Below are 21,828 nucleotides of genomic sequence, written 5' to 3'. Positions count from 1 at the left end.
TTTAATGAAAATTTCATTAAAAGCTCTGATGGTTTATGTTGTGAGCTTATTTTTATTTCCATTTGGATTTATTGTGTTGCCTTCTTATTTTATTAAGTTAGGATTGGAAAAAGATAACAGATTGGCTCTGATATCTTTCGGGATATTTTTTGTGTTGAGTTTGGTTGTATCAAGTCCTATGATTGCTATTCCTGTCGGATTGTACATAATTTTGGTGTTCTATTCGATTTTGAATTTGCTAAGTTCAGGATTTTCTGACACACAGGCTATAACGATTAGTTTCGTTGGAATTTGTGTTTTCGTTTTGTTGACGAATTTGCTTTTGAAATTAAACGCGGATATGTCGATTGCAGATGTGATTAACGCAAAGTTGAATGATTTCATGAAGGTTTTGAGTTCTGTGAAGATGGACGAGGAAATGATGAAGTCTTTTAAAATTATGTTTGAACAATCATCTAAGCTTATTGTAAGGGCTGTGTATGCAATTTTGGGACTTATCGCTTTTTATACAAGTGTGTTGAATGTGTATATTCCACAAAAATCTAAAAAACATCAGTTTCACGATTTCAGAATAGATACGAAATTCACAATCATAATTGTTGGCTTGGTATTGATTTCGGGAATTGTTTATTTTGTGAATAAGGATTTAGGAAATTATTTATTGTATAATTTGTCGGTTTTCGGAATTAGTTCGTACTTGTTGGGAGGAATTGCTTTGATGTTTTCATATTTGAAATCATTATCGACTCCTTTTAAGGTGTTGACTGTGTTGGTTTCTGTTACAATTCAACCATTTATTTATATTTTGGCATTCTTAGGGGCTTTGAATAGCTTTAAAGATTTGAGAAAGAAGGAAAACAATGAAAGAGCTTAAATATTCGCTGAAACATTTGATTGTACAAGCAGTTTTGTTGGTGATACTTTCTGCGATTTTGTTTTATTTTCAAAATATCATAGGAACTTTGGCCTTTATTGCTTCGGCTTTTATGATTGTGGATCAATACACATACATCAATAATAAGAATAAAAAGGTTGAGGAGAAGATTATTAATCTTAATAATGAGTTTACAGATATTACCAAAAATGCTGTATTCAAGGTTCCTTTTCCACTTTTGATTCTTAACGATAAGAATAAAATTAGCTGGTTTAACACTTATTTTAAGGATTTGGCTGATGATGAGATTGAGATTTTCAACAATGAAGTCGAAAAAATTCTGGATTTGAAGACTGTAAAAGACGATGAAGATAACTTGGATTATTATGAAACTCAGGTTGATGGCAAATACTACAGATTTTATCCTGTTACTATAAAAGATAGTGAAGACAAGGATTTGACTTTGCTTTATGGAATCGACAACACTGCTTTCATGGATGTTGTGACGCTTTTGGATGAAAAAAGACTGGGACTTGTCGATATTTTCATAGATAATTACGACGAAGCACGTAACAGCATCAAGGAAGAAGAAAGAACGAGAGTGTTCTCAGATGTTGAAAATATTTTGCAAGATTTTGCGAGAGAACACAATGCGTATATCAGAAAATACGAATCAGATAAGTTCTCAATGATTGTCGAAAAACACGAGCTTGAAAATATTATGCAACAAAAATTCTCTGTGTTGGATATGATTAAGGAAATCCAAAACACTAATAATGTTCCTGTTACTTTGAGTATTGGGGCATCAATTATTGGCGATAATCCTTATGAAATTCACGAGAAATCCAGATCTTGTTTGGATGTTGCATTGGGCCGTGGTGGTGACCAAGCAGTGGTTGACACAGGTGAATTAAAATATTTCGGTGGCAAGAACAAGGCCGTTGAAAAACGTAACAAGGTTAAGGCTAGAGTTGTGTCACATGCGTTGAAGCAACTTATAGTACAAAGCTCCAATGTGTTTATTATGGGACACAGAAATCCAGACATGGACTCTATTGGCTCGTCTCTTGGAATGTTGGAAGCGTGCAGGATTAACAACAAGGAATGCTACATTATTTTAAATGAGGTTGGCCCTCAAATCGAAAATATTTATAATGCAGTTCTTGAAGAAAAACCTGATTACAAGAAATATTTTGTGAAGAATGCATTTGCTAAGGAAAATTGCAACAGCAATAGTTTGGTGATTATTTGCGATAATCACAGAAGAAACTCTGTTGAATGCCAAGAAATTATGGATATTGCGAAAAATATCGTGGTCATCGATCACCACAGAAGAAGTTCCGATTATATTAAAGAAACGTCGTTGACTTATTTGGAACCTTACGCATCTAGTGCATCTGAAATGGTGACAGAAGTGTTATTCTATATGACAGAAAAACTAGAGATTCCAAAAATTGTTGCAGAAGCATTACTTGCAGGAATAACTGTGGATACGAAGAATTTCTTCTATCAAACAGGTGTTAGAACTTTTGAAGCGGCGTCTATCTTGAAAAGACAAGGTGCGGATAGTGTCAGGGTTAAGAAACTATTCAAGGATGATGAGAGAACTATCAAACTAAAATCTGACGTAATCGCTTCATCGAAAATGTATAAAGATAATATTGCCATCGGAAGATTGGAAGAAGAAGTGGACGAATCCATTTTGGTTGCGGCACAATCAGCAGATGATTTGCTCAACATTTTGGGAGTGGAAGCTTCGTTTGTGTTGGCGAAAATAAAGGATAAAATCCATGTTAGTGCGAGAAGTTTGGGCAAAATCTCCGTACAATTGATTTTGGAAAAAGTCGGGGGCGGAGGTCACCTTACAAGTGCGGGTGCGCAATTAGAATGCAGCATGGATGAAGCAGAAGAAAAGATAAAACAAGCAATTGATGAATATATCAAGGAGGATACGGATGAAAGTTATATTGACTAGTGATGTAGAAAAACTTGGAAAAGCTGGAGAAATGGTTAATGCAAAGACTGGTTTTGCGAGAAATTTTCTACTACCAAATAAATTAGCAGTACAAGCAACAAAAGAAAACATCAAAATTTGGGAAGAAAAACAAGCAGAATTAAGAGCGATTGAAAGAGAAAACATCAAAAACGCTAATGAATTAAAAGAAAAAATCGAAAACACAAAAGTTAAGATTATCGCCAAAACAGGTGAAGGTGACAGACTTTTCGGTTCAATCACTTCAATGGATATCGAAAAAGCATTGAAGGAGCAACACGGTTTGGATGTTGATAAGAAAAAAATTGAAATGAAAGACAACATCAAATCTTTGGGAACATTTAACGTTATAGTTAAGGTATACCCTGACATTAACGCTAACTTGGAAGTAATTGTAGACAAAGAATAATTTTAGAATACACGACAGAAAGGCGGTGAGGTAATGGAAAATCAACAAAATATTATGCCGTGCGATTTGGAAGCTGAGAGAAGTGTAATCGGTGCGATGATAATCGACGAGACAGCTGTGGATGATGCGGCAGAAATCGTGGAGCCGGTGGATTTTTATTCTACGAAGTACCAAGAAATCTACAAGGCGATTTTGCAAGTAATTGACGAGAAAAAGCCTGTAGATTATATTACATTGGAAGACAAATTAAAATCCAATAATATGTACGAAATTATCGGCGGGATTGATGAGCTTATAAGCATTTCGGAAGCTGTAGGAAGTGCTGTGAATGTAAAATACTATGCAGATATTATCAAAAGCAAGGCGATTATCAGAAATTTGATGCGCGTGTCACAAGATGTGATTGATATGTCCATTGCCAACAATTCCGTTGGCGAAGTTTTAGAATACGCTGAAAGCAATATTTTCAAAATCAGTCAGAACAGAAACCACCAAGATTTGGTTAAAATTCAAGAAATGTTGGAGCCAACTCTTGCAAAGATCGGCGAAATGAGTATGAGCCAAGGACAATTAACTGGCGTTACGACTGGGTTGATTGATTTGGATAGACAACTTTCAGGGCTTCAAAACTCAGATTTGATTTTACTTGCAGCGCGTCCTGCAATGGGTAAAACATCACTTGCACTTAACATTGCATACAAGGCGAGTGTCAAGCATCAAGTCGCGATTTTTTCTCTTGAAATGAGTAAGATGCAATTGACTCAGAGATTATTGTCCGCACTTAGTAACATTAATCTATCAGAACTTGTGTCTGGCAGAGTTACTGAGTGGACAAATCTCGGACAAGCAGCACAATTATTAGCAGAAACAAATATGCATGTCGATGATACTTCATCGATTTCATTGAATGAGCTTCGTTCCAAATGCAGAAAATTAAAAGCGCGTAGCGATTTGGATTTGGTGATTATAGATTATTTGCAACTTATGACTACCAATTCCAGAAGTGAGAACAGACAACAAGAAATCTCCACGATTTCAAGAGGACTCAAAGGATTGGCAAAGGAATTAAATTGTCCGATTCTAGCGTTGAGTCAGTTGTCACGTGCGCCTGACCAAAGACCGAACCACAGACCAGTAATGAGTGACCTTCGTGAATCTGGGGCTATCGAACAAGACGCGGATGTTGTGTTGATGTTGTATCGTGATGATTATTACGATCCCGAAACGGACAAGCCAAACATCGCAGAAATTATCGTTGCAAAACACAGAAATGGTCCAACGGGAACTGTGGATACTTTATTCGACAAGGAACACACGAAGTTTATGGATTTGGACAAACAAATGCCCGATGTAGGAGCGTTTGACAAATGATAACTACTGAGAGGTTAACGTTAGAAGATTTCACATTGGACGATGCATTTGAAATCGAGCAATGGGGAAAACACACAGACGAACGACTAATCGATTACAACTTGTCCGATTTGGACGATTTTGAAATAAAAATGTGGTATCGCCAAAAAAGAGAAATGAAAACGCAAAAATATTTTGCGATTAGGGATAAGTCCCGAAAATTGGTGGGATATGTGGGGCTGAAACAATACGACAAGTTCACCAAAACGGCGTTTTTGGGTATTGTTTTGGATCCAAATGAAATGGACAAATCATACGGCGAAGAATCCATAAAAGCTTTGATTAACATGGGATTTACAGTTTACGGGCTGGACAGGATTTTCTTGAATGTGAATAATTTCAACAGAAGAGCGATAAAATGTTACGAAAAATGTGGATTCAGGAAGTTTTGTAGTTACGAAGAAGTGTTCGAAAATCAAAGATTGGACACACATGATGAAGAATTCGATGAGTTTTTCATAGTAAAAGACGGGACAATTTTTTCGAAGAACACTACGATGGCGATTGATAATAAGAGGTGATTTTATGAAATATAGTGTAGAAAAATTTAAAATAGATTTGGGCGAAACACCTATTGAAAATATATTTTTGAATCAATATCTTCAAGTGGCCACAGGAAATCAACTAAAAGTGTATTTGTATGCCTACAAGCTTGCCAAGGATACCTCGGCGAATGTGGATATTTCAGACGAAAAAATCGCAAAGGCGTTGGATTTGACTGAAAGTGAAGTATCTGAGTGTTGGAATTATTGGCTGGATGAGGGAATTATCAAACGATACACTGACGCCGAAACGCAAACTAACCACACGGTTTTTTTGAGTTTGAGACAATTGTATCTTGGAATTACAAATCCCGAACCAGACGAATCTCAGAAGACTTACATTCCACAAAACAGTCAAGAAATCAAAGAAATGTTCAGAGATATCGAAGACATCAGAGATATGGAATTATCCAAATCAGAAATGGAAAGAATTTTGGAACACATTTCCACTTATCACCAAACACCAGAGTTGGTGGTGACGGCTTTTCATTATTGCACAACTAATCCGAATACGAAAAACAACACGAATTACGTTTTACAAGTTCTCAGAAATTGGAAGCTTGACGGTATCATGACGTTGGAACAATGGCAAGAAGAAAACAACAAAAAGCAACAAAGAAAAACCAAGAAGAGAACTTATTACAGACCGAAGGCTAACGATATTGAAAACAAGGCTACAAATATTAACTCAAAATTTTTGAACGATTTTATCAAGAAATCAAAAGAACAAAAGGATAAATAATAATGAGCTACGCAAAAGAAGCCAACAGAATATTGGAAGATTACAGAAATCAATCAAAAAAAGAATTGGATATGAGATTTGAGGAAGTTTTTCGAAATGTTCCAGAATATCAGGATTTGCTACAACATAGAAACGAGCTTGGATACGAATATTTGAAAAAAAGCATCGGTGGTGACAAGGAAGAATTAAAAAACTTGGAAGATGAAATCAAATCCACTGAAGAAAAAATGCACAAAATGCTCATACTAAGCGGATATCCAAGTGATTATTTGGAATTGAAGCATCACTGCGACAAGTGCGAAGATACTGGAGTTTACAACGGCAAAATGTGTTCTTGCAAGAAGACCATTATGGTCAACATTGCACGTGAGAAAAGTTCCCTTAACGAGCAAATGAAACAACAAAACTTTGATAGATTTAACATTAACGTGTTTGACACGAAAAAAGACAACTCACAAGGAATGTCCCAACGTGAAAACATGGAAGCAATCAGCGAGAATTTGAAATACTATTCCAAAAATTACACGAAAAACGCGAAGTCGCTGTTATTGTACGGACAAGTTGGAACTGGAAAAACATATTTGTTATCCTGCATGGCGAAAGAAATCATTGAAAACGGATATTCTGTGATTTATTTGTCCGCGATGCAATTGTTGAAGCAACTTTTTTCAATAAGATATCAGAATTTTAACGAAAAACCACAACCAGAAGTTGAGGATATTATCTACAACTGCGATGTGCTTATGATTGACGATTTGGGAACAGAAAATTCCACAGAAACCAATATCAGTTTATTGTTTGATCTGTTAAATTACAGAATTCAAAACCAAAAAACTACGATAATTTCAACAAATATTGACCTTGATGATTTGACAACACAATACGATCAGAGAATTTCATCGAGAATCAAGGGCGAGTTTATACCGATACAATTTTTCGGCAGGGATATAAGAGAAGAGAGGTTCAAAAACGGACTATGATTTATGTAACAGCTGAACAAATGAGACAAATCGACCATTACACGATAAATGAAATTGGAATTCCATCGATTGTGTTGATGGAAAACGCCAAAGCGCAAATCTCCAAACATATTTTGGACAAGAAATTTGCCAAAGCGTATGTGTTCGCATCTGTTGGAAACAACGGTGGAGATGGCTTGGCAGTTGCAAGAGACATTTACATCGCAGAAAAGTATGTGAAAGTGTATGTGATTGGGAAACTAGAAAAAGCGTCGACGGATTTTAAAATCAACTATGATATTTTGAAAAAATTGGACGTGGAGATTGAATTTGTAGACGAAAACACGAAATTCGACATCACAGAAAATGATTTGATAGTCGACAGCATTTTTGGAACGGGACTCAAAAGAGATATCGAAGGGATTTACAAAGATGTAATCGACATGATTAACGACACACAAGCATTTGTTGTGAGCGTGGACATGCCATCGGGACTGGATTCTGACGAAAACAAAATCCACAACGTAGCTGTCAAGGCTGACCTTCTAGTGACATTGCAATTACCGAAAAAATCGTTACAAGACTATGAGGGAGAATATGTTGTGGAAACAATAGGTATACCGGAGAAATCAATTAAACATGTATTAAATAACGCTTCGTAAGAGGCGTTTTTATTTTGGGAAAGGGAGTTAAGCATATTGCCTCGAACATCTAGCTTACGAAAACAAGCAAATTCTAAGCTTATGAAACTAGAATTGCAAGCACGCTTCGCTTACGCGGTGCAATTCTTTAACGTTTCATTTCGCTTGAATTTGTATTTGTTTTCTCCAGATGATATTCGACGCAATAAGGCTTAACTAAACTGCAAAGAGAAAACGCCTTACGAAGCTTGAGAAGTACATGTTTAATTGATAGAGAAAAAGAGGGAGAGAAGTAGAAAATAAAAGTTGCAAAACGCTTAATCGATTACGAAAATTGGGAAATTCTAATCTCGAAATCCTAAAATTTGAAGCTTGCTGTCGCTTACGCGGTCAAAATTTAGCCGGATTTCTTCGATTGAATTTACTGCAATTTTCTCCGTATGATACGCTTATTTGCAATCTTTTATTTGCTCACAAGTGAAAACACCTTACTAAGCTTTGCGCAACACATGTTTAATTGATAGAAAAAAGAGGGAGATGTGTGTGGAATTTTACGAAATTTTCAACTCAAAATATGGTAGCAATAAAAAGTAGAAACCGATTTGGATAGGAATTTGTTATAACCAAAAACTTCGTAATAGAGCGAATCGTTCGGAAAAAATTGTTCTAAATTCAAGCGAAATGGAACGTAAAAATCGCGCTGTTTGAGCGGTAGCGAGTTCGCGATTTTAGTTTCATGAGCGTTGAATTTACCAATTTTTGTAGTCAGATGAGCGATTTACGAGTTTTTGTGTTTTATGTGTGAGTGAGCAACCAAATCGGGTTTCTACTTTTTGCAACACAACATCACACAAATAGGTTTCTACTTTTTTGCAATTACTTTTTTGTAACAATCTAATTTGCAATAAATTTAATTATTTGGTAAAATTACTGTTGCCTAGTTAAAACTGAAATTTATTTCAGGACTTGTTTGAGAGCTCCAAGTATAAAAAAACAAGGCGTTATTTTTGAGTTCTCCTATATTTTATTAGGAGGTTTTTTTATTGAGAAAAACGAATACGAAATTGTTGACTACTATAGCGATTTGCATTGCAATCAACTGCCTTGGTGCTTTTATCGCTGTTAGTACGAAGGTTCCTTTGTTATTGGATCACATAGGATCTCTATTGGTGTGTATGTTATTTGGATGGAAATACGGTGTTGTGACTGCGCTTTTATCGTCTGTTATGAACCAAATTCTTTTCGATCCATTTGCGCTTCCATTTGCACCTACAGGTATGCTTATGGTGTTTATGGTTGGTATTTTATACGAAAAGGGATATTTCAAGAAATTGCACACTATTCCTGCACTTTTATTGGCTGTGCTTCCAGGCGCTATTTTGGGTGCTATTATTCAAGGTTATATTTTTGGTGGGGTTACAAGCTCAGGAAGTGATGTTATCGTACGATTTATGATTAACAAGGGAGTAAATCCAGCTGCGGCATCTTTTATCAATCAATATTTTATGGAATTTGTGGACAGACTTATTTCATTTAGTGTCGTGATGACTGCTGTTAAGAGGATTAAGCTTGAATCGATACGCTAAGATTGAGGAAAAATTAAAACGCGAGATTGTGCTATTAAAAGGCAGACCATGTTTTTGGGGCAAATGCACATTTTGCGATTACATTGAAGACAATACGGTGGATATGGATGATGCTGTTCGTGAAAATCGTGAGATTCTTCAAAATGTGACTGGTGAATTCGGTGTTTTGGAATGTATAAATTCGGGAAATGTGTTTGAACTTCCAGAACAGACGAAAATCGACATCAGAAATTTAATTCACGAAAAAAACATTCATACTTTGGTTTTCGAAGCGCATTATATTTTCAAGAATAGACTTCACGAAATCAGGGAATTTTTCGAATGCGAGGTTTTGTTTAAGACTGGAATTGAAACGTTCGATTACGATTTTAGAGAAAATGTCCTCAACAAAAACGCAAAATTCACTGATGTAAAAGATGTGTCCGATTATTTTGATTCGGCGTGTTTAATGGTTGGAATCAAGGGTCAAACTAAGCAAATGATTGAGCGCGATATCGAGATAGGCCTTTCTAATTTCAAATGGATTACTATTAATATTTTTATAAATAATTCTACGCCGATTAAAAGAGATGATGAGCTTGTGAAGTGGTTTTTGGAAAATCACTACGATTTGAAAGACCATCCGAAAGTCGAGATGCTAGTTGAAAACACTGATTTGGGAGTTGGTTAAACTTCCGTCAGTGTTTTTTTGTTGGGTTTTAATATATAATAAGTTTAATGAGATTGGAGGGGTTATGAAGGACAAATTATTTAAAATCTTACTTGTGGTTTTGAGTGTCGTATTTGTTGCATCTTGTTCGAAGAAAATGCCAGAATTGCCTGAAGAAAAAAAGGCGTATGTGGCAGATTATTTGAACGATGGGTTCAAGGGTGTGGACATTTCAAAAGACGGTAGGTTGGAAAAATCAGATGTCGACAAAATCGCGGCGAACTTCAACAAGCCGTACGATTATAATGGCGAAGAGGTTGTAAACTCTCTAGATACATTTTTCTACGGGGAGAGCTTCGCATCACCACAAGATATTACGCTTAAAAACTTCGTGGCGAATTTTCCAAGCAAAACGCTGGATCCAGAAAAGGACAAATCCAAGATAGATGAACTTAAAAAACAAAATCCAGATGCGCTCAAACAAACAAGAGAAAACGCTAAGATTTTGAAAGTTGACAAGGATTTGGTGGATGCTGTTTTATTGAAATACGCAAATATTTCATCAGATGATGTTACAAACAAAGAAAATGTCGTGTACTCTAAGGATGACAATTCGTATTATGTAATGGAAAATGATGAAGAATGGGCGTTTGAGCCAGTGGTGTGCAAAGCCAATTCCAAGGAAATTATCTTAGAAGATGATATAAAATCGGAACTTAAACTGGTACAAAAAGGTGGTAAGTTTTTTATAGAATCTTTTGAATTATCTCCTAATGCTTGTTGTGAATAAGGGATTATTGTGCTATAATGTAATAAAAGGTACTGTACAAAGCAAAGGGAGGCAGTTATGATTACTTTAGCATTTGTTATTTTGATAGTTATTCTATCAATAGTTTTCGCAGCTATTTTAGGAACATTTGGTTTAATATTGGGATTAGGCGGCGCAATTGTAGGAATTTTGGTAGCGATTGGAGCTGTTGCTTACTCATTCTTAAAAGTTTTCATTAAAATAGCGTTAGCAGTGTTGGTAATTAGATTTATTTACAGAAGATTTTTCGCAAAAGAAGAAGTATAAAGGAAGTGGAGTATGGATAACAAATATTTAAAATACATTTTGTACATATTCTTGGCTATTTTGGCTTTGAATATTTTGATGGGAATTATGGGAATAACTGTTAGTATTTTGAAATTCTTGATGAAAGTATTCTTGGTTTTAGTTGTAATAGGATATGTGGCAAAATTTTTCCAAAATGCAGACAAAGATATTTAACTAATAACACTGAGCAAATCTTGTGAGATGAGCTTGGTGTTTTTTGTTTACTAGTATGCTTAGAAATAGTGTTGCTTGGGTTTGAAATAGATATATAAATCAGATTAGCATTTTGTACGAATATCTGACTACAAAAACAAATAAATTCATCGCTTGTGGACCTAAAATCTCAAGCGCAAGCTTCGCTTTGGCGCGAGTGAGATTTTTTGACGGTTCACTTCGCTTGAATTTCTGATTGTTTTTTCCGTATGATGTTCTTAACAAAAACGCTAATCTTATTATGAATCTATGAACAAATTTCTAAATGCAAAATGCTAATTTGCAAATTAAATGCCAATCTGTATAAAAAAATCTAAAAAACGTTGTAATTACGCTATACATTGACACAACAAGATTGTTTGTGGTAAAATATACATTAATATAGTTGAATATTGCAGTTGATGAAGAAATAGTAATTATTGGAGTAATTCAGAGAGCTTATGTGTGGTGAGAATAAGTATACGAAGATAATGAATCTAACTTCTATGCGTTATTAGTTGAGAGAGCTTATGCTAATTAGGGTGGCAGTCGCGGAAACGTAATTTTCGTCCCTTGGTATGAGTTTTTTTATTGTTTTATAAGGAGAAAGTTATGTTAGATATTAAAAGAATTAGAAACAATCCAGAAGAAATTGTTGAGGCACTTAAAAAAAGAAGAGGAGAATATCCTATTCAAAAACTTTTGGATACTGATGAAAAAAGACGTGAAGTTATTCAAAAAGTAGAATCAATGAAGGCTGAACAAAACAAGCTTTCTAAACAAGTTCCACAAATGAAGAAAAACGGAGAAGATACTACAGAACTTTTCAAAAACTTGAAGAAGTTGTCTGATGATATCAAATCTATGGATGATGATTTGAAAAACATCGACGAAGAAATCAGAGAATATTTAATGGAAATCCCAAACACCCCTAACAAAGATGTTCCGGTTGGTTTGGATGATACTGAAAACTTGGAAATGAGAAAATGGGGAGAACCTCGTAAATTTGATTTTGATATAAAAGCTCACTGGGATTTGGGCGTTGATTTGGATATTTTGGATTTCGAAAGAGCAACTAAGATTTCCAAATCGAGATTTAGTGTATTCAAAGGAAAAGGCGCAAGACTTGAAAGAGCTTTGATGAATTTCATGGTTGATCTTCATACTGACAAGCAAGGCTACACTGAAATGAATACTCCAGTGCTTATGAGTCCAAGTGCGATGATGGGTACAGGTCAAATTCCAAAATTCAAAGAAGATATGTTTTATTGCGAAAAAGACGATATGTATCTTGCTCCTACTGCAGAAGTTCCTGTAACTAACTTATTGGGTGGAGAAATTTTGGAACAAGGAAGTTTGCCAATTTATTACACAGCGTTTACTCAATGTTTCAGAAGAGAAGCTGGAAGTGCTGGACGTGACACGAGAGGTTTGATTAGAAATCACCAATTTGAAAAAGTTGAAATGGTAAAATTCGTTGAACCTTCTACAAGTTATGACGAATTAGAAAAACTTACAAATAACGCAGAAGAAATCTTGCAATTATTGGAAATTCCATACAGAGTTGTTAGACTTTGTTCTGGGGATTTGGGATTCTCATCAGCAATGACTTACGACATTGAAGTGTGGATGCCAAGTTATAATAGATACGTTGAAATCTCAAGCTGTTCTAACTTTGAAGATTTCCAAGCAAGACGTGCAAATATTAGATATCGTGACGAAAATAATAAGCCACAATACGTTCACACATTAAACGGTTCAGGACTTGCTATTGGACGTTGCTTTGCAGCTGTAATCGAAAACTATCAACAAGCTGACGGAAGTATAAAAATTCCTGAAGTGCTACAAAAATACACAGGATTTGATATAATAGACTAGTAAACTAAAATTAAGATAGGAAAAGAAATGAAGGCTTATATAATCGCTAGAGGATATCCGACGGATAAATACAAAATGAACGGAATATTTGAATTGGATCAAGCAATTGCACTAGCCAAAAAAGGCGTCGAAGTTGTGTTGATTGCACTTGATTTCAGATCACTTAGACGTTTTCGCAAATATAAAAGTGAATATTTTATAAAAGACAATGTCAAAGTGTATTCCTTTCATTTTCCGATTGGAAGATATATCTTCAAAAGCCTTTATGACTTTTCTTATTTGGTACTTAGACATTTCTACAAAAAAGTGGAGGAAATCGAAGGAAGACCGGATGTAATTCACACTTATTTTACAGACCAGGGATATTATACATCCAAACTTGCAAAAGAGTTGAACATTCCATTCGTACTTACAGAATGCAATTCCGTTGTAAACCAAGACACTATCAAACCTTCTTACAGAAGAATCGCAGAAGAAACATACGACAGAACAGACGGACTTATAACTGTAAGCCCCAAATTCAAAGAGAAAATCAAAGAAGAATTTGGAAAAGATTCTACAGAAATTGCAATTATTCCAAACCTTACGATTTTCAAAAACAATGAGAATTTCAAAAGGGGAGATATCTTCAACATAGTTTCCACTGGAAATGTAATAACGACAAAAGGTCCGAAAGAATTAATCGAGGCGTTTAACATTGCTTTTTCAAACGATAAAAATGTGAAGCTTACGATTTACGGGGACGGATTTTTGAGAAAACCGCTACTTAAAATGGTAGAAGAGTTGAATTTGACAGACCAAGTATTTCTTCCTGGACTTACTAAAAGAGAAAAAATCGTTGAAGGCTACAATAATGCGGATATGTTTTGTTTGTATTCGTATTCAGAAACTTTTGGGTTGGCGTATTTGGAGGCATTGTCCGCAGGTCTTCCTGTGGTCGCAAGTAAATGCGGTGGGCCAGAACATTTAATAAATGAAGAAAATGGAATATTGGTTGATAGATTTAACGTTGAGAAATTAGCCGAAGCGTTAAGATATATGCACGACAATATTGAAAAATACGACAGAGAGAAAATATCACACGATATCAAAAAAGTATATTCCGAAGAAAATATTACAGATGATGTAATAAAAGTGTACGAAGAAGTTATATCGAAAAGATGAGGTGAGAAATGAAGAGTATTAAAAAAATAATACCCTTAATGTTAATACTTGCTATTGTATTTCAACCTGCATTATCTAAAGCGGACTCGAAGTTGGGATTTGAAGACAAAGTAAACTCGTATTATACAATTGAACAGGATTATTCCCAAGAGTTGTTGAATTACAACGAAAACAAACCTTTTGCTATAGCGTCCTTAACTAAAATAATGACTTATGTTTTGGTTATGGAAGACATCAACGCAAACAAATACAAGCTCGACGATAAAATCAAAATCCAAACACAATACAATAAGCCTGAAGCGAGTACTATACAACTTAAAAAAGGCGAAGAATTAACTGTAAATGATTTGATAAGAGGAATGATGATAGTCAGTGGGAATGATGCCGCAGACGAATTAGCTGTGAAATCAGAAGGATCTGTGGGGAAATTTGTCGAAAGAATGAACAAAAAAGCAGCCGAATTGGAATTGGAATCTGCGAAGTTTTATTCTGCATCAGGTTATCCTGAAAACGACAAGGAAAATTTGATGAGCGCAAAAGATTTGGCAAAATTAACCACATATACAATCAACAATTACCCACAAGTTTTAAATTACACAAAAACACAAAAACTTGTAATGCCGACTAGAAAATACGAAGGCGTGACTACAGTTCCATTTTTAGGCAAAATAGAAGGTGTCGACGGATTTAAAACAGGAACAACTGAAAAAGCAGGATACTGTTTGATAACTACGATGAGTTTGAAGCCAAACGATCCTAAAAACAAAGTAGTATCTGTTTTGATGGGAGCTCCCACAAAATATGATAGAAATACTTACCAAAAAATAATACTGGAATACGTCAGAAATTCATTTGAACCAATGAATATATTAAACAGCGAAAAGCCAATCGAAACGAAATCAGTAAACAGCGTTGTGGACAAAAACGTTGAGATTTATCCGACAGAAGACGTATCCATTTTGTATAATACAAAAACTGGTCTGCAACAAAAAGTCGACATCAAAAAAGATTTGAAAGCTCCTTTGAAAAAAGGACAAATCGTAGGAAAAGTTGTAATCGATACTGGAAAAGGCGACAAAAGAGAAGTAAGCCTCGTTGTCAAAAAACCTTACGAAAAAGCAGACACATTAACCAGAATAAAAAGAAGCGCCAAATACACTTACGAGTTGTTGGAAGCACTTCTTGCATCATAAGCCGATTTGAGTCGGTTTTATGTGCTTCCATAATTAAGCTGGATATAATACCCCCCTCCTAAGGGGGCATCCCCGGTTCGAATCCGGGTGGGAGTACCATATAAAAAGCCTAGAATTTACACGTTCTAGGCTTATTTTTATTTTATTAAATTTTACAGATAGTACTCGCAATTCTTTAAGGTTCTTGACAAAGGGCAACAAAAGGGAAACAAAAGGGCAACAAATACAAAAAGCATCACTACTGAATTTTTTCGAATTCACATTGTTGCAATCACACTGATTATTTCAAAAAAATCAAGTGTAAATACAACAATTATTCTTAGTTATTGTAAATTTTGTTTTTTTCTGGTAAATATTTCCAATATCTTTTCGGCATATTATTCTGCATAAGTTTGAGGTTTTGGCGTTCTTTTATCCCGACTGAATTGTAGAATTCTATCCAGCAATCTTCAAACATTTTCTCTTCATCAGATTCTTCTTTGAAGATTTCTTGTACATCGTAAAATGCCAAATCATTGTCCACATATATTGCACACTTATTTCTTTTTTTGTCGTAAATCACAAACTTTTCATTTCTCAATCTGTTTTTGAAATGATATGTGAGTAATTCTAAAATGTCGTTGTTAGGTTCGAATTCTGCGAACAAGAAATTGTCTTGGATTTCTTTGAATCTAAGAAGTCCTTTGTATGCGTGAAGTTCTCTTGTGGAATATTTGCACAGGCTGTTGAATTGGACAGCGATTTTGTCAGAAGAGTTGATGAAGTTGTAGCCGTATTTGTACATATTTTTGATTGTCTTAGCGATAATGGTCGATTTGTCGGGATTTTCTGAGACGAATGCGTAGTTGATGCTACGATAAAAGTTGAATCCGAATTTGTCTATTATCGATTTTTTCACACGTGATGATTTGTCAGTATTTGTTTCAACGTATATGTCATCATTCAAAAAATCCAATTGCTCTGATTTCACAACGATAATTGAATTTTCAATGTGTCGGTACTGTTCAAAAATCACCGTGAACAAGCCATCTAAGCTGTTATCATAACTGTATCTCATATTTACTCCAAAAAACTAAGTTGTGTTACATTTTTTCTTTCTTGTATTCTCAAAATGTCCAGCAAATCGTCTTTTGTGCTGTATTTTTGTCCGCGGTATACTCCGTTTACAAGTATGAAGTTCTTCGCTTTTTTCAGTGAGATTTTAAGAGAGATCAAATCGTCGTAGTTGAGATTGGCAAATTTTCTCGCATTTATTATTCTCATCGCATATGTTGGACCGAATCCTGGAACACGCAGAAGTTCTTCATAAGATGCGCGATTTATTTCTATTGGAAAGTTACCTACATTTTGCACTGCCCAGAATGCTTTGGGATCTAATGTCAAATCAAAAAACGGATTTTGTTCGTTCAAAATTTCGTTTGATTTGAATTTGTAAAATCTCATCAGCCAATCTGCTTGATACAACCTATGTTCACGTAGCATGGGAACTTTTTTGATTCCGTCTGTGTATTTCGATTTAATTACAGGGACAAATCCCGAATAGAAAACTCTTTTGAGCTTGTAATCTTCATAAAGGCTACTTGCCTTGTTGATAATTGTAAGATCCGATTCTCTTCCTGCACCGACAATCATTTGAGTGGATTGACCAGCTGGTAAGAACAAAGGCGTTTTTCTGATTGTTTTCCTGTCGATTTTGTACTGAGTGATGGATTCGTTGATAAAATCCATCGGTTTTTCAATGGACTCATAAGTTTTTTGTGGAGCAAGCATCTTCAAGCTTGACTTCGTTGGAAGTTCTATGTTGATACTCATACGATCAATAAGCTTTCCAAGTCTTTCGATTAATTCTTCACTTGCACCAGGGATTGCCTTCATGTGAATGTATCCGTTGAATTTTTTCTCATTACGAAGAATTTCCGCCACTCTAATAAGTTGCATCATCGTGTGGTCGGGACTTTTTACAACTCCACTTGACAGGAATAATCCTTCGATGTAATTTCTTTTGTAAAAATTTATAGTCAAATCAGCCACTTCTTCTGGGGTAAATTCTGCTCTTTCGACGTTGTTTTCTTTTCTGTTGATGCAGTATTCACAACTGTAAATGCATTTGTTAGTCAGCAAAATCTTAAGTAGCGAAATGCATCTTCCGTCTTCAGACCAACTGTGACATATTCCAGAATTGTGTGCCGCGCCAATTCCATTCGCAGTGTTTTTTCTATTGGAACCACTTGAAGAACAACTCACATCGTACTTGGCAGCGTCTGATAATATTGATAATTTGCGTTTTAATTCCATAATATCACCTATTCGTATTTTATAATAAAACAAATATTCGCACAAGTTTGTTTTTCTAGAAAAAATTGTTGTTAATCGAACAAAATTGTGGTAGAATTGTAAGAACTAATAAAATTTTAAAATATTTATACAGAGGTAATCATGAAAAATAAGAAACTAATATTCGTTAGTGGATTCGCACTATTTTCGATGTTTTTTGGAGCGGGGAATTTGATATTTCCACCGTTCTTGGGTAACAAAGTAGGAGATCAGTATTGGATTGCAACATTAGGATTTTTGCTAAGCGCAGTGGGACTGGTTTTCTTGGGATTACTCGCAGCGACAAAAAGTGGAGGAACAATCGAAAAAATCGGCAACACTATAAGTCCACGATTTTCACTAATATTTTCAACAATAATTATGCTTGCGATAGGACCTGGACTTGCAATTCCTAGAACTGCAGCGACAACAGTAGAAATAATTCAAAAAGGATTTTTCAAGGGTGCAAATTCGGTTTTGCTCACGGTAATATTTTTTATTTGTGTGTATTTATTCGTTAGAAAGCCAAGCAGCATAATAGATAATTTGGGAAAAATTTTGACGCCGTTGTTGATTGCAACTCTTGTCGTGATTATTTTCAAAGGAATAATATCTCCAGTTGCAACGCCTGTGAATACATATCAAATTCAAGTCTTCCAATCAAGCTTTGAAGAAGGATATCAAACAATGGATGCGTTGGCATCATTAGTCTTTGCAATCGTAGTTACCAAAGGTTTTATGGAAAACGGAATTACAGATGACAAAACAATCAAAGAATACACGATAAAATCGTCAATCATAGCAGCTATAGGACTTTGCTTCGTTTACGGAGGATTGATTTACATCGGAGCTGCCACATCCAAGTTCAATCTAGGAAATGTCGAAAGAGTTGATTTGTTGTTGTACATTTGCTACCAACATTTGGGAATTTTGGGAAAAGTTTTGATCTGCATCGCCATGGCATTGGCGTGTCTCACAACTGCAATCGGACTTACGACAACAGTCGGACAATTCTTCAGTGATATGCTAAAAGAGAAAACAAACGGAGTTATCTCATATGATTTAATCATAATAATTTCCACAGTTTTCAGTGCATTCTTCGCAGTAGTAGGCGTCGAAAAAATCTTGAAAATCTCAGCACCATTTTTGACAGCGATATATCCTGTCGCAATAGTTTTGATTTTCTTGAATTTGTTCAAACAAAATACATTTTCACGAAACGTAAAATTAGGATCAATAATAGGGGTGTCAATTTACGCGGTTATAGTATTACTAAACGGATTCAAATTGGATTTCGGTTTGTTGAAAGCCATCGAATCAGTATTTCCAATGCAAGTCAAAAGTTTTATTTGGATAATCCCAGCAGTCATCGGTGGATTAATAGGAAAAATAAAAAAATAAATTGTAACTATTATGTAATACGATATATCGTGCAATGTATGGTATAATATATTCGAGGTGAGTAAATGATTAAAAAATTGTTGAACTTGAAGAACGATATACCTACATTGTGGTATGCTTTTTTTAACAAACAAATACCATTATTATCGAAAATCGTATTGGCATTGTCTATACTTTATGTAGTAAGCCCAGTGGATTTCGTGCCAGATTTCGTAGCAGGACTTGGAATATTAGATGATTTATTAGTAGCACCATCATTAATGATGGTCGCAAAGAAATTCATCCCAGAAGAAATCATAGACACCAGCGAACAAAAAGCAGAACAATTAAACTCCAAACTAAAAATAGTTGGAATTGTCGTAGGAGTGGGGATACTTTTGTTGATAAGCTTTTTGATTTACAAAAATGTGGGGAAATAGTTATTGAAATTTTAAATAAATAAAGCGCAAATTGAAACAAAAATATATTTTTAATTTACGAAAAGCTGCAGATATTCATTATCTGTGGTTTTTTTTCATGTGTGTAAGTAAGAAAAACGATAAATTTATGTAAAATATTAAGGAATATTTATTGTAATTTTAAATAAATGACGGAAAATACATTGGAAAATCCAAGAAAAATAGGAAGTTAATTTATAAATATAAGTAAAATTCTGAATTTAGTGGCAATAATTTCAATTTTAGGTATTTTAATAAAATAGAAATGATAAATAATTTATAGGCTAGATTTATAAATGATTTTATGAAAAGATGACAAATCATTGAAACGTGATAGACTAGATAAGTAAATTTATGAGATAGAAAAATATTTATCAAGCAGGTGCTAAATGAGTTATATTACTGTAGAAAATTTGGGATTTTCTTACGAGAATAATTCTAGGAAGATTTTGGAAGGATTAAATTTAGAGGTTGATTCTGGAGAATTTGTGTGCATTTTGGGAAAATCAGGATGTGGCAAGAGTACTCTTCTTAGACTTTTATCTGGTTTGGAGATGCCTACATATGGATCTATAAAATTAAATGACACAGAAATCAAAGAGGCAGGACTTGATAGGGCTGTAGTATTTCAAGATTATGGATTATTTCCATGGTTTAGTGCTGGTGATAATATCTCGTTGGCATTGAAACAAAAATATCCAGACAAATCAAAGTCTGAAATCAAAAACATGGCAATGGAAGCTTTGAAAAGTGTTGGCTTGGAAGAAGATATTTACTACAAACTTCCTAAGGAGCTTTCAGGTGGTATGCAACAAAGGTGTGCGATTGCACAAGCTTTTTCGCTGGATTCTCCAGTGCTTTTGATGGATGAACCATTTGGAGCTATTGATGCTGTTACTAGGGCGAATCTTCAGGATTTAATTATTAATCTATATAATAATGAAGATCAGAAGAAAACAGTGTTTTTTGTAACGCATGATGTTGACGAGGCTATTTTGTTGGCAAACAGAATTGTCGTTTTGGGACAATCTCCCAGCAAGATTATTTTTGATTTGAAGTTGGATAAGTCTACTGTTATGACTAGGGAAAATCAATTCAACGATAAGAAAACTATTGAGCTTAGAAATCTTTTGATTAAAAAGATTAATGAGGATATTTCAAATAAATTATAGTAGACTATTGATTTAGTTTATTTAAATAAAATTTTATGGGGGTACTTATGAAAAAGAAATTATTGATTGTAATGAGTCTTATTTGTTGCTTAGTATTTGCTTCATGTTCTAATAACAACGATAAAAAAGACAATGAAACACAAAATAAGACAGAAGAAAAGAAGGAAGAAACTTCAAAGGATTCTTCTTCTAATGATAAGAAGGAAGAAACTGTAGTTAAATGGAATTACGGAACAAGTGGTAATGTATTGGTAACTATTGCTGAACAAAAAGGTTTCTTTAAAGACGAAGGAATCAAAATAGAACCTGTATTTGCTACAGAAAACGCAGATGCGTTATCTCTTTTAGCATCAGACAAGGTTGATGTTGTATCAAACGCCGGTACTTCAAATCCACTTCAACAAATTTCAGCTGGTGTAGATTTGACAATTTTTGGTGGTCATATGTTAAATGGTGCAATGCCTGTTATCGCTAAAAAAGGAACTAAATGGAATGGAATTACTGATTTAGTTGGTAAGAAAGCAGCAATTAACCCACAATACTACGCATTTACTGGTGCATTGATGGATGCAGGTGTTAAAGATCCATTGAAGGAAGTTGATTGGGTACAAATCACAAAATACAACGATGCAATGGCAGCTGTTGTCAGAGGAGATGTTGATTACGCACTTTTAGGAACTCAACAAAACCAAGCAGTTAAAAATATGAAAGACATTGAAGTGGTTACTTATCAAAGTGATGTAATGCCTAACTATTCTTGTTGTAGATTGGTAGCTAAGACAAAATACATCAACGAAAATCCAGACACTGTTAAGGCTATTTTAAGAGCTTTAATCAGAGCACAACAATATTATGAAAGCAACAAACAAGAAGCTGTTCATATGTTAGCAAAACAAATCAAAGCTGACGATGCATTCGTAGCAGCTTACATGCTTGACGAACACTACGATGTTCATATTGACCCATTGAAAAAAGGTGTTATTAGAGCTTGGGATATTTTGGACAAGACTAATTTCTTAGATGCAAAAGCAAAAACAATTAACATTGAAGACAAAATCAATACAGATTTGTACAAACAAGCTTTAGAAGAAACTAAAGAAAAATACGGAAAAGAAGATCCTAAATTCTACGAAAGCTTAGAAAAATTCTTTGAAGAAAACGACAAATAGAGGTTTGT

22 protein-coding genes and 1 tRNA gene are annotated in these 21,828 nt (G+C 34.7%); 21 read left to right on the top strand and 2 right to left on the bottom strand.

The window, feature by feature from the left end:
• Positions 1 to 40 precede the first annotated feature (40 nt).
• From GKF99_RS06365 to GKF99_RS06285, 17 genes are all read left to right on the top strand, one after another.
• Positions 41 to 874 carry a DUF2232 domain-containing protein gene (locus GKF99_RS06365; protein ID WP_316529672.1) on the top strand — a complete coding sequence of 278 codons (834 nt, stop codon included), beginning with the start codon at positions 41 to 43 and terminating at the stop codon, positions 872 to 874.
• Entirely contained in the window at positions 861 to 2,849 is a 1,989-nt protein-coding gene (locus GKF99_RS06360; RefSeq protein WP_154272921.1) for a DHH family phosphoesterase, read from the top strand. Before GKF99_RS06365 ends, GKF99_RS06360 begins: the two co-directional genes overlap by 14 nt.
• Positions 2,830 to 3,276: a 50S ribosomal protein L9 gene (gene rplI / locus GKF99_RS06355; protein ID WP_094205050.1), complete on the top strand. Its 447-nt coding sequence runs from the start codon at positions 2,830 to 2,832 to the stop codon at positions 3,274 to 3,276. Before GKF99_RS06360 ends, rplI begins: the two co-directional genes overlap by 20 nt.
• Before the next feature lie 33 nt (positions 3,277 to 3,309).
• On the top strand, positions 3,310 to 4,647 hold the full coding sequence (gene dnaB / locus GKF99_RS06350; protein ID WP_154272920.1) for a replicative DNA helicase: 1,338 nt from the start codon (positions 3,310 to 3,312) through the stop codon (positions 4,645 to 4,647).
• Entirely contained in the window at positions 4,644 to 5,207 is a 564-nt protein-coding gene (locus GKF99_RS06345) for a GNAT family N-acetyltransferase (protein ID WP_154272919.1), read from the top strand. Before dnaB ends, GKF99_RS06345 begins: the two co-directional genes overlap by 4 nt.
• Positions 5,208 to 5,211: 4 nt before the next feature.
• Entirely contained in the window at positions 5,212 to 5,970 is a 759-nt protein-coding gene (locus GKF99_RS06340) for a DnaD domain protein (RefSeq protein WP_154272918.1), read from the top strand.
• 2 nt (positions 5,971 to 5,972) lie between these two features.
• Positions 5,973 to 6,950 (top strand): ATP-binding protein, encoded by a 978-nt coding sequence (locus GKF99_RS06335; protein WP_154272917.1) that lies wholly within the window; start codon positions 5,973 to 5,975, stop codon positions 6,948 to 6,950.
• On the top strand, positions 6,947 to 7,591 hold the full coding sequence (locus GKF99_RS06330) for an NAD(P)H-hydrate epimerase (RefSeq protein ID WP_154272916.1): 645 nt from the start codon (positions 6,947 to 6,949) through the stop codon (positions 7,589 to 7,591). Before GKF99_RS06335 ends, GKF99_RS06330 begins: the two co-directional genes overlap by 4 nt.
• Positions 7,592 to 8,613: 1,022 nt before the next feature.
• Positions 8,614 to 9,156 (top strand): ECF transporter S component, encoded by a 543-nt coding sequence (locus tag GKF99_RS06325; protein WP_154272915.1) that lies wholly within the window; start codon positions 8,614 to 8,616, stop codon positions 9,154 to 9,156.
• Positions 9,140 to 9,826, top strand: a complete 687-nt coding sequence (locus tag GKF99_RS06320; protein WP_154272914.1) for a radical SAM protein — start codon at positions 9,140 to 9,142, stop codon at positions 9,824 to 9,826. Before GKF99_RS06325 ends, GKF99_RS06320 begins: the two co-directional genes overlap by 17 nt.
• Before the next feature lie 64 nt (positions 9,827 to 9,890).
• Positions 9,891 to 10,595, top strand: coding sequence for a hypothetical protein (locus GKF99_RS06315; protein WP_154272913.1), 705 nt, complete (start codon positions 9,891 to 9,893; stop codon positions 10,593 to 10,595).
• Positions 10,596 to 10,652: 57 nt separating this feature from the next.
• Positions 10,653 to 10,880: a hypothetical protein gene (locus GKF99_RS06310; RefSeq protein WP_094206655.1), complete on the top strand. Its 228-nt coding sequence runs from the start codon at positions 10,653 to 10,655 to the stop codon at positions 10,878 to 10,880.
• A 12-nt stretch (positions 10,881 to 10,892) separates the two neighbouring features.
• On the top strand, positions 10,893 to 11,075 hold the full coding sequence (locus GKF99_RS06305; protein WP_094203197.1) for a hypothetical protein: 183 nt from the start codon (positions 10,893 to 10,895) through the stop codon (positions 11,073 to 11,075).
• Between the two features lie 630 nt (positions 11,076 to 11,705).
• Entirely contained in the window at positions 11,706 to 12,971 is a 1,266-nt protein-coding gene (serS, locus tag GKF99_RS06300) for a serine--tRNA ligase (RefSeq protein WP_154272912.1), read from the top strand.
• 27 nt (positions 12,972 to 12,998) lie between these two features.
• Entirely contained in the window at positions 12,999 to 14,135 is a 1,137-nt protein-coding gene (locus GKF99_RS06295) for a glycosyltransferase (protein ID WP_154272911.1), read from the top strand.
• 8 nt (positions 14,136 to 14,143) lie between these two features.
• Entirely contained in the window at positions 14,144 to 15,328 is a 1,185-nt protein-coding gene (locus tag GKF99_RS06290; RefSeq protein ID WP_154272910.1) for a D-alanyl-D-alanine carboxypeptidase family protein, read from the top strand.
• 23 nt (positions 15,329 to 15,351) lie between these two features.
• Positions 15,352 to 15,427: transfer RNA gene (locus tag GKF99_RS06285), tRNA-Arg, on the top strand.
• 220 nt (positions 15,428 to 15,647) lie between these two features.
• On the opposite strand, the gene GKF99_RS06280 is transcribed toward GKF99_RS06285, so the two are convergent.
• Positions 15,648 to 16,385 (bottom strand): TIGR03915 family putative DNA repair protein, encoded by a 738-nt coding sequence (locus GKF99_RS06280; RefSeq protein ID WP_154272909.1) that lies wholly within the window; start codon positions 16,383 to 16,385, stop codon positions 15,648 to 15,650.
• 2 nt (positions 16,386 to 16,387) lie between these two features.
• Positions 16,388 to 17,623 (bottom strand): putative DNA modification/repair radical SAM protein, encoded by a 1,236-nt coding sequence (locus GKF99_RS06275; protein ID WP_154272908.1) that lies wholly within the window; start codon positions 17,621 to 17,623, stop codon positions 16,388 to 16,390.
• 141 nt (positions 17,624 to 17,764) lie between these two features.
• On the opposite strand from GKF99_RS06275, the gene brnQ reads away from it, so the two are divergent.
• The 4 genes from brnQ to GKF99_RS06255 all read left to right on the top strand — a co-directional run bounded on the left by brnQ (position 17,765) and on the right by GKF99_RS06255 (position 21,820).
• Entirely contained in the window at positions 17,765 to 19,042 is a 1,278-nt protein-coding gene (gene brnQ / locus GKF99_RS06270) for a branched-chain amino acid transport system II carrier protein (protein ID WP_154272907.1), read from the top strand.
• Positions 19,043 to 19,107: 65 nt separating this feature from the next.
• Positions 19,108 to 19,461, top strand: coding sequence for a DUF1232 domain-containing protein (locus GKF99_RS06265; RefSeq protein ID WP_154272906.1), 354 nt, complete (start codon positions 19,108 to 19,110; stop codon positions 19,459 to 19,461).
• A gap of 407 nt (positions 19,462 to 19,868) precedes the next feature.
• Positions 19,869 to 20,651, top strand: a complete 783-nt coding sequence (locus tag GKF99_RS06260) for an ABC transporter ATP-binding protein (RefSeq protein WP_094203206.1) — start codon at positions 19,869 to 19,871, stop codon at positions 20,649 to 20,651.
• Between the two features lie 47 nt (positions 20,652 to 20,698).
• The gene (locus tag GKF99_RS06255; RefSeq protein WP_154272905.1) at positions 20,699 to 21,820 is read left to right on the top strand and encodes an ABC transporter substrate-binding protein; all 1,122 of its coding nucleotides are present in this window, start codon (positions 20,699 to 20,701) and stop codon (positions 21,818 to 21,820) included.
• Positions 21,821 to 21,828: the final 8 nt, after the last annotated feature.

Source organism: Finegoldia sp. BIOML-A2 (assembly GCF_009678315.1).
Taxonomy (GTDB): Bacteria; Bacillota; Clostridia; order Tissierellales; family Peptoniphilaceae; genus Finegoldia; species Finegoldia magna.
Note: the sequence above shows the minus strand (reverse complement) of the source record. Positions and strands in the feature narration are given on the sequence as shown.